A 9,130-nucleotide genomic window follows, 5' to 3' on the forward strand; every position below is an offset into this window, starting at 1 on the left:
AAGGAATCACGGTGGACAACGACGCCCTGCTCGCCCTCCTGCAGGCCGACGGCGACATCATCACCGAGCGCCTCGACCACTGGGCCCGCACGCGCGCAGACCGAGTGTTCTTCCACTACGGCGAGGACCGGATCACCCATACCTACGCCGAATTCGGCCGGCTCAGCGATCACATCGCCGGCAACCTCGCCGCGAACGGCATCGCCAAGGGGGACCGCGTCAGCGTACTGACCACGAACTCGTACGTCGCCGCTCTGCTGATGTTCGGCATCTGGAAGGCCGGAGCCGTCTACTGCCCCGTGAACTTCGGCTTCAGCGGCCGGCTTCTGGCCTACCAGCTCGACGACACCGCACCCTCGCTGCTCGTCACCGACACCCGGCTGCTTCCCGCGGTCAACGACGTGGCCGGCCAACTGCAGGCACCGCCACTGCTGGTGGTGTACGCACCGCCCCCGAACGCCCATGACCATGTCGCCGACGTCCCGGCGCCCCATCCACGCCTGCACACACTCGACTGGGCGTCGCTGACCGCCGAGGCGAAGCGCCCCGACATCCAGGTCGGCTTCGACGACCCGGCCAACATCGTGTACACGTCGGGAACCACCGGACCGGCCAAGGGCGTGGTGCAGCCCTACCGGTGGATGGCCCAGTACACCTTCGGTCTGCGGATGCCGCTGACCGCCGACGACGTCATCTACAGCGACCTGCCCATGTACCACGTGGGCGGCGCGATCGCGAACGTCGCGCGAGCGGCATGGACGGGATGCGAGGTGGCGGTCTGGGACCGATTCAGTCCCCATGACTTCTGGAGACGGATCTCCTCACGCGGCGCCACGACCGCGATCCTGCTCGACGTGATGATCCCCTGGCTGATGCAGCGGGAACCCACCGCCGACGACCGCGCGAACACCCTCAACAAGGTCTACCTGCAGCCCCTCCCGCTTCATCATGCCGAGGTCGCGCGCCGATTCGGCTTCGACTTCGTCTTCGCCGGATTCGGACAGACGGAATCCGGTGCCGCGCTGAGCGCGTTCGTCGAGGAGACCGCAGAGGGGCAGGGAACCCCGGCCCACCTCTATCGCGGCCTCTCACACACCGAGGTCAAAGAGGTGGCGGCACTGCGCGGACAGCCGGTCCTGGACGCCGACTCTGTCACCCGCAAGGGGTTCATGGGCCTGCCCACACCGTTCTGCGAGGTCGCGGTCCTCGACGAACACGATCGCGAATGCCGTGTCGAGGAGCCCGGACAACTGGCGATCCGACCCCGGCTGCCCGGCCTGACGATGATCGAGTACCTGGGCAAGCCGGAAGCGACGGTCACCGCGTGGCGCAACCTGTGGCTGCACACCGGAGATGCCGCGGTGCGCGGCGGGGACGGCATGCTCTACTTCGTGGACCGGCTCGGCGACCGCATGCGGGTCCGCGGCGAGAACCTCTCGTCCTACCAGGTCGAAGACATGATCAACCAGCTCTCCGGGGTCCGGTACTGCGCCGTCTTCGCAGTCCCGTCCGAGGAGGGCGACGAGGACGACGTCGTCGCCTTCGTCGTCCCGGCCGAAGGCACCCGGCTCACCGTCCAGGACGTGCACGACCATGCGCGCACGGCGATGCCCAAGTACATGCGGCCACGTATCGTACGCATCGTGAAGGACCTACCCCGCACCCCGACCAACAAGATCGAGAAATACAAGCTGCGCAAGCAGATCCTCGACGAACGCGGGCACAGCCCGTCATGACCAAGGAAGCCGGCGAAGCAGCCTGGGCACGGGCGCGCACCTCACGGGAGGGAAAGGACCACGAAACCCGCACCCGGCTCCTGAGCTGCGCGGAAGACGTCTTCGCCGCGAACGGGTACACACCGGCCACCATCGCCGACATCACCCAGGCGGCGCATGTCTCACGCGCATCGTTCTACTTGTACTTCACCTCCAAGGCGGACATCTTCCATGCCGTGGCCTCGGCGGTGCGCGACGAGTTCCTCGCCGCACACGAGGTGCCCGGCGTCGACGAGAACGACCCGGTGGCCCTCGGCCGGGCGTCCAGCGCCGCCTTCCTGGCGGCCTATGCCCAGCACCTCGATCTGCTCACGGTCATCGAGCACCAGGCCCTCGCCGACCCCGCGATCGCAGCGATCTGGACGGAGATCCAGGAGAGGCCGCGGCGGCGGGTGATCCGCTACGTCGAGCGGCTCACCGCTGCCGGGCAGGCCGATCCGGCGGCGGACGCCGAAGCGGTCGCCGACGCCGTTCTCGGTATGTTCGCGCAGTTTGCGCGGCACCGGATCACCGACCCGGTGCGCTTCGAGAACACCGTGGACACGCTCAACGCCATGTACTTGCGCCTACTTGGAATCGACGCCCGCAGGGCCTGACCCAGGAGCCGAACCCGTTCCAGTTGTAGAGGCTGCGTTCCTGGCAGCGGTACAGCCGGCACTGGGTACCGGTCCGGTTGCCCCGTCCAGACGCAGAAGCAGCCGATATCGGATCCGGCGGCCGGGGTGAGGAAGTCCGGGGAGTAGCCGCGTGGAGGGGCCAGGCGCAGGAGCGTGCGTGCGGACGGGGCCGGCGAGCGGAGTGTCGTGGCGCGCCACCGCCCGGACACAGGGCGGTCGGCCTGCCCGGAGAGAGCATGGAGGCTCAACGGCATCTCCCAGGCCGGCGCCGGTCCGGTGGCGATGCGGACGCGGCCGAGGCCCTCGCCGGTGAAGTGGGCCGGTCCGGCAGTCCGGTCTGCTCGCGGTGCTGCGTCTTCTTCTCTATGGGTCCCGCCAGGCCGGCGGCAGTCTGCTGCAAAACACGGCTTGGAGGCTCACAGTGACAGCAGGCCCCGCCCCGGAGGGGGCACCGAACGACGTCGACACCCGCACGGCATCCTTCGCGCAGCGCCGGCTGTGGTTCCTGGACCAGTTGGCGGGATCCTCCACCGGATCGATGCTCCCGCTGGTCCTGCGGCTGCGGGGGGATCTGGACGTGAACCGGCTGGAACGGTCTCTCTCCGGAATCGTGGCACGGCACGAGGTGCTCCGTACCCGTTTCACCGCCGTCGACGGTGAGCCGGTCCCGGTCGTCGACACCCCCGCCGCCACCGTGCTGGAGCACGCCGAGGCGACCGGCCCGGACGACCTCTTCGCCCGGTATCTCGGGCGCCGCGTCGACCTCGCCACACAGCACCCGATCCGTGCCGTGCTCGCCTGCGTGGCTCCCGACGAGCATCTGCTGCTGGTCGAGGTGCACCACATCGCCGTCGACGGCTGGTCGTGGGGCATCCTGCTGGACGAACTCGCCGCCGGATACCGCGGTGAGCACGTCGCCGTCCCCGCCGTGCAGTACTCCGAGCTGGCCCGCGCCCAGGCAGCACGCCTCTCCGGCAAACGGCTGGAGCGCCTTCTGGGCCACTGGCGCGAGCGGCTCACCGGCATCACCCCGCTCGACCTGCCCACCGACCGGCCCCGGCCGCGCGTGTGGGACGGCGCCGGGGACGTCGTCCGCTTCGACCTGCCCGCCGATCTGGTCGCCGATGTCGACGCCCTCGCCCGTTCACGCCGCGCCACCCGCTACATGCTCCTGCTCACCGCCTACCAGGCGCTTCTCGGCCACTGGGCGGGCCGCACCGAAGTCGCCGTGTGCAGCACACTCGCCGATCGCGCCCAGCGGGACGCGGGCCGCCTGATCGGCCCACTGGTCAACACCGTCGTGCTGCGCACGGACCTGTCCGGAGGACCCGGTTTCGCCCAGCTCCTCGGCCGGGTCCGCGACCGCGTACCCGTGGACCTGGCGCACGCGGAGGCGCCCTTCGACCTCGTGGTCGGTGCGCTCGGCGGCTCCCGCGACCTGTCCCGGCACCCGCTCGCGCAGGCGTCGTTCACCCTGCTCAACGCTCCGATCCGCCCGGTGCGGATGCCCGGCCTCGACGTGACGCTCGTCGACATGCCGCTGAACGAGACCTCGTTGGACGTCTTCCTCGATCTGACCCTGCGCGCCGACGGCAGCATCGCCGCACTCCTGCAGTACGCCACCGCGCTCTTCGACGCCGCCACGATGCGCGCGTTCGCCCGCGCCTACGTCGCCCTGCTGCGGGCCGTTCTCGCGGACCCCGACACCCCCGTGCGCCGGCTGCTGCGCGCGCTGCCGGTCCTTCCCGGCGGGGGTGCCCGCCCCCGCCCCGAATGGCACCACGCTCCCGACCGCCCGGCCGGCCCGCCGCCGCCCGTCGCCTTCTCCGGCGAGCCCGAGGCGACCGCGCTGGTGTGCGGGGCGGACCGTGCCAGCTACGCGGAACTGGACGCCATGACCGGCGGCCTCGCCGTGGCCCTGCGCGACGCCGGCGTCGGTGCGGGCAGCCCGGTGGGCGTACTGCTGCGCCGCGGACCGTGGTCCGTCGCCGCCATCGAAGGTGTCTGGCGGGCCGGCGGCGCATACGTGCCGCTCGACCCCGAACTGCCCGTCGAACGACTGCGGTTCATGGCCGAGGAGGCCCGCCTCGCCTGCGTGGTCACCGACCCGGCGACGGCGGCCGCCGCCACCAGGCTCGCGCCGGTCACCGTCGACGTCACCACGGTCTCCCCGGACGCCGACGGCCCGCGGCACCGGCCGCACCCCCGTGAACTCGCGCATGTGATCTTCACCTCCGGGTCGACCGGCCGCCCCAAGGCGGTGGGCGTCGAACACGCCGCCCTCGCCTCCCACGTGGCCGCCGCCCGGGAACGGCTCGCCATCACCGCCGCGGACCGGGTGCTGGCCTTCGCCTCCTTCTCCTTCGACGCCTCCCTCGACCAGGTACTGCCCGCTCTCGGGGCGGGCGCCATGGTCGTCATGCGCCCCGACGAGCCGTGGCTGCCCACCCAGGTGCCCGAGATCGTGCAACGCCACTGCCTGACCGTCGTCAACGTGCCGCCCACCTACTGGTCCGAACTGACGCTCTCCCTCGACCGGCGCCTGGCCGCCGCCCTGTCCTCGCTGCGCCTGCTGGTCCTCGGCGGCGAGGCCGTACCGCCCGACGCCCTCGCCGCCTGGCGCGCCGCGGTGCCCTGGGCGCGGGTGTGCAACGCCTACGGACCCACCGAGACCACGGTCACCGCCACCACCTACGACGCGGACGAGCCGCCCGCAGGCAGTGTGCCCATCGGCCGTCCCCTCGGCGACCGCCGGGTGTACGTCGTCGACGCCGACGACGAGCCGGTGCCGGTCGGTGCCGCCGGTGAACTCCTCATCGGCGGCGCGGAAGTGGCCCGCGGCTATCTGCGACGGCCCGCACTGACCGCCGAACGCTTCGTGCCCGATCCCTTCGGACCACCCGGCAGCCGCCTCTACCGCACCGGTGACCTCGTCCGCTGGACGCCCGGGGGAGAACTGGACTTCATCGGCCGCCGCGACGACCAGGTCAAGATCCGCGGCTTCCGGATCGAACTCGGCGAGGTGGAGGCCGTACTGCGGGCCTGCCCGCTGGTCTCCGCGGCCGCCGCCCGCCCCGACCGCGCCACCGGCCGGGGCCTGATCGGCTACGTCGTACCGGCTGCGGACGCGCCCACCGCACCCGACCGGGCCGGCCTGCGGGCCTGGTGCGCCCGCTTCCTGCCGCACTACGCGGTGCCCTCCGAGTTCGTCGTCCTGGAGGCACTCCCGCTGGGGGTCTCCGGAAAGCTCGACCGCTCCGCCCTGCCCGACCCCGCGCACGCCCGTTCCGCCGGCTCGGCCCACACCGCGCCCCGCGACGAGACGGAAAGGATCGTGGCCGAGGTGTGGGCCGACGTCCTCGGACTGGACCGGATCGGCATCGACGACGGCTTCTTCGACCTCGGCGGCCACTCCCTGCTCGCCACCATGGCGGTCTCGCGCATCGCCCAGCGCCTGGGCCGCGAGATCGAACTGCGCACCGTGTTCGAGAACCCCACCGTCCGGGGCTTCGCCCCCCGCGTGGCCGCCGCCCGTGCCTCCGGTGCCGGCGAGGTGGTACCGGTCGACCGCAGCCGGCCGCTGCCGCTGTCCTTCGCCCAGGAACGCCTGTGGTTCCTCGACCGCACCTCCGACCGGGGTGACTCCTACCTGCTGTGGTACTGCTGGCGGGTCCGCGGTGGCCTCGACCGCACCGCCTGGCAACAGGCGCTGGACGACCTGGTCGAGCGGCACGAGGTGCTGCGCACGGCGCTGCTGGAGTCCGACGGTCGCCCCGTGCAGCAGGTCTGCGACCCGATGCAGGTCCCGCTTCGGTGGGAACGGGCGGCCGAGGACCCGGACGAGTCCTCCCGCCTGGACGCCGTACGGCGGATGGCCGTGGCCCACGCCACCGGCCGCTTCGACCTCGGCCGGCCACCCCTGCTGCGGTCCGGCGTGTGGGAGCTGGCCGAGGACGACCACGTCGTCCTGCTCGCCCTGCACCACGCGGTCACCGACGGCTGGTCCAAGGGCGTGCTGCTGGACGAGCTCGGCCACCACTACCGGGCCCGGCTGGCCGGCGGCCGTGCTCAGCTTCCACCCCTGCCGGTCCAGTACGGCGACTTCGCCGTGTGGCAGCGCGAGCGCGCCGACAGCGGCGTACTGGACCGGCAACTCGACTACTGGGAGAGCACGTTGCAGGCGGCTCCCGCGCTGGATGTTCCGACGGACCGGCCCCGGCCCGCGGTGTTCACCGGCCGGGGCGGCGCCGTCGAGGTCGATCTGCCCGCCGGTCTCGTCGACCGCGTGGACGCCTTCGCCCGCGAGCGCGGCACGACCCGCTTCATGGTGCTGCTGGCCGCCGCGCAGGCGGTCCTGGCCCGCTGGTCCGGACAGACCGACGTGTGCGTGGGCACACCCGTCGCGGGCCGCGGACGAGTCGAACTGGAGCCGCTCGTCGGTTTCTTCGTCAACACCCTCGTGCTGCGCACGGACCTGTCCGGGCGGCCGACCCTCGCCGCCCTCGTCGACCGGGTACGGGACACCGTGCTGGGCGCCTTCGACCACCAGGAGGTTCCGTTCGAGCGGGTGGTCGAACGGCTGCGTCCCGAACGCGACCTGTCCCGCAACCCGTTGTTCCAGGTCATGGTCGATGTGCAGGACGCCTCCACGGGAGGCTCCGCGCTGCCCGGCCTCGACACCACCGGCGTCTCGCTGCCGTGGGGATCGGCCAAGTTCGACCTGACCGCCACCTTCGTCGTCCGGCCCGGCCGGTTCGCGCTGAACGTCGAGTACGCCACCGACCTGTTCGAACCGGACACCGCCACCCGGTTCGCCCACCACGTCGGCCGGCTGCTGGAGACGCTGCTCGCCGACCCCGGCACGCGGCTCGACGAGGCGCCGCTGATCTCGCCGGACGAGCGGCGCCACCTGGTCGCGACCGCCGGGCGGCGGACGGCGCCCGCCGCCCCGTTCCGGGTGGCGGGCCGGCCGGAGGCCACGGCCGTCGTCTGCGAGGGCACCGCCGTCGACTACGCCCGCCTCGACGCGCTGACCGGCGGACTGTCCGACGCCCTGGCCCGCTCGGGAGTCGTTCCGGGCGACGCCGTGGGCGTGTGCGTCGGCCGCGGGGTGTGGTCCGTCGCCGCGATGCTCGCCGTCTGGCGGGCGGGCGGCGTGTACGTTCCGCTCGATCCGCGACTTCCCGCCGAACGCCTGCGGCACATGCTCCAGGAGGCCGCGGTGCGGCACGTCGTGTGCGACGCGCGCACCCGTGACACGGTCACCGCGCTCGCCGCCGCCGTCGCCGTCGACGACGTCCGCCCCGTGCCCGGCGCCCCCCGCCACACGCCCCACCCCGGCGACCTCGCCTACGTCATCTTCACCTCGGGCTCCACCGGCCGCCCCAAGGCCGTCGGCGTCGAACACCACGCCCTGGACGCCCATGTGGCCGCCGCCCGCGAAAGGTTCGGCCTGACCGAGCGGGACCGGGTGCTCACCTTCGCCTCCACGTCCTTCGACGCCTCTTTGGAGCAGATCCTGCCGGCCCTGAGCACCGGGGCGACCGTACTGGTGCGCCCCGACGAGATCTGGGCGCCCGAGGAACTCGCCGCCCGGGTCGCCGACGAGCGGGTGACCGTCATGGAACTGACCCCGTCCTACTGGGCGGAGCTGGTGGCGAGTCTCGACACGCTGGCACCCCGACTGGCCTCGCTGCGGCTGCTGGTGACCGGGGGAGAGGCACTGCCCGCCGACCCCCTGGCGCGGTGGTTCGCGCACCTGCCCGAGGTGCCGGTGATCAACACCTACGGACCCACCGAGACGGTGATCTCCGCCACCGCGTACACCGTCGACACCGTACCGCCCGGCCGGGTACCCATCGGCCGGGCGCTGGGCGGCCGCCGCACCTACGTGGTCGACCCCCGGGGGGACCTGACCCCGGAGGGTGTGCCCGGTGAACTCCTCGTGGGCGGAGAGGAAGTGGCCCGCGGCTATCTGGGCCGGCCCGCACTGACGGCCGAACGCTTCGTGCCCGACCCGTTCGGCGGCAGCGGCTCCCGCCTCTACCGCACCGGCGACGTGGTACGCCGACTGCCCTGCGGTGAACTGGAGTTCCTCGGCCGCAACGACGACCAGGTCAAGATCCGCGGATTCCGCGTGGAACCCGCTGAGGCCGAGGCCGTGCTGCGCGGGCACCCCGGAGTGCGGGGCGCGGCCGTCGTGGCCCGAACGGTGCGGGGGGAGATGGCCCTCGTCGGCTACGCCGCGGGCAGCGGACTGTCGGAGCAGGCGCTGGAGTCCCATTGCCGGGCTCATCTGCCCCACTACCTGGTTCCGTCGGCCTTCGTCCTGCTGGACACCCTGCCGCTGACCGTGCAGGGAAAGCTGGACACGGCCGCGCTGCCCGAGCCGCGCACCCGCGCGCCGCACGCCTTTGTGGCGCCGCGCACCCCGGCCGAGACCGTCGTCGCGCAGATCTGGTGCGAGGTGCTTGACCTGCCCCGGGTCGGCGTCCACGACGACTTCTTCGCCCTGGGCGGGCACTCGCTGCGCGCCGTGTCGGTCGCCTCCCGGCTGCGGACGGCCTTCGACTGCCCGCTCCAGGTCCGGGACCTGTTCGAGCACCCCACCGTCGAGCGGCTCGCGGCCGAGGTGGAGCGCCGGCTGCTGGAGCTGATCTCGCAGATGAGCGACGACGAGATCGAGCTCTCCCTCACGGCCGACCTCTGAGCGCCCGGCGGCACGCCCGCCGCTCATCG

At 72.5% G+C, this 9,130-nt stretch carries 3 protein-coding genes; all 3 read left to right on the forward strand.

All coding sequences use genetic code 11. The annotated features are described in order from the left end of the window. Nucleotides 1-11: 11 nt before the first annotated feature. The 3 genes from ACFSL4_RS13535 to ACFSL4_RS13545 all read left to right on the forward strand — a co-directional run bounded on the left by ACFSL4_RS13535 (nt 12) and on the right by ACFSL4_RS13545 (nt 9,101). Nucleotides 12-1,736: an AMP-binding protein gene (locus ACFSL4_RS13535; protein WP_381082091.1), complete on the forward strand. Its 1,725-nt coding sequence runs from the start codon at nt 12-14 to the stop codon at nt 1,734-1,736. Beyond that, entirely contained in the window at nt 1,733-2,371 is a 639-nt protein-coding gene (locus ACFSL4_RS13540) for a TetR/AcrR family transcriptional regulator (RefSeq protein WP_381082094.1), read from the forward strand. The genes ACFSL4_RS13535 and ACFSL4_RS13540 overlap by 4 nt, the downstream gene beginning before the upstream one ends. A gap of 442 nt (nt 2,372-2,813) precedes the next feature. Continuing rightward, nucleotides 2,814-9,101: an amino acid adenylation domain-containing protein gene (locus ACFSL4_RS13545; RefSeq protein ID WP_381082097.1), complete on the forward strand. Its 6,288-nt coding sequence runs from the start codon at nt 2,814-2,816 to the stop codon at nt 9,099-9,101. Nucleotides 9,102-9,130: the final 29 nt, after the last annotated feature.

This window comes from Streptomyces caeni (genome assembly GCF_042678285.1).
Classification (GTDB): domain Bacteria; phylum Actinomycetota; class Actinomycetes; order Streptomycetales; family Streptomycetaceae; genus Streptomyces; species Streptomyces caeni.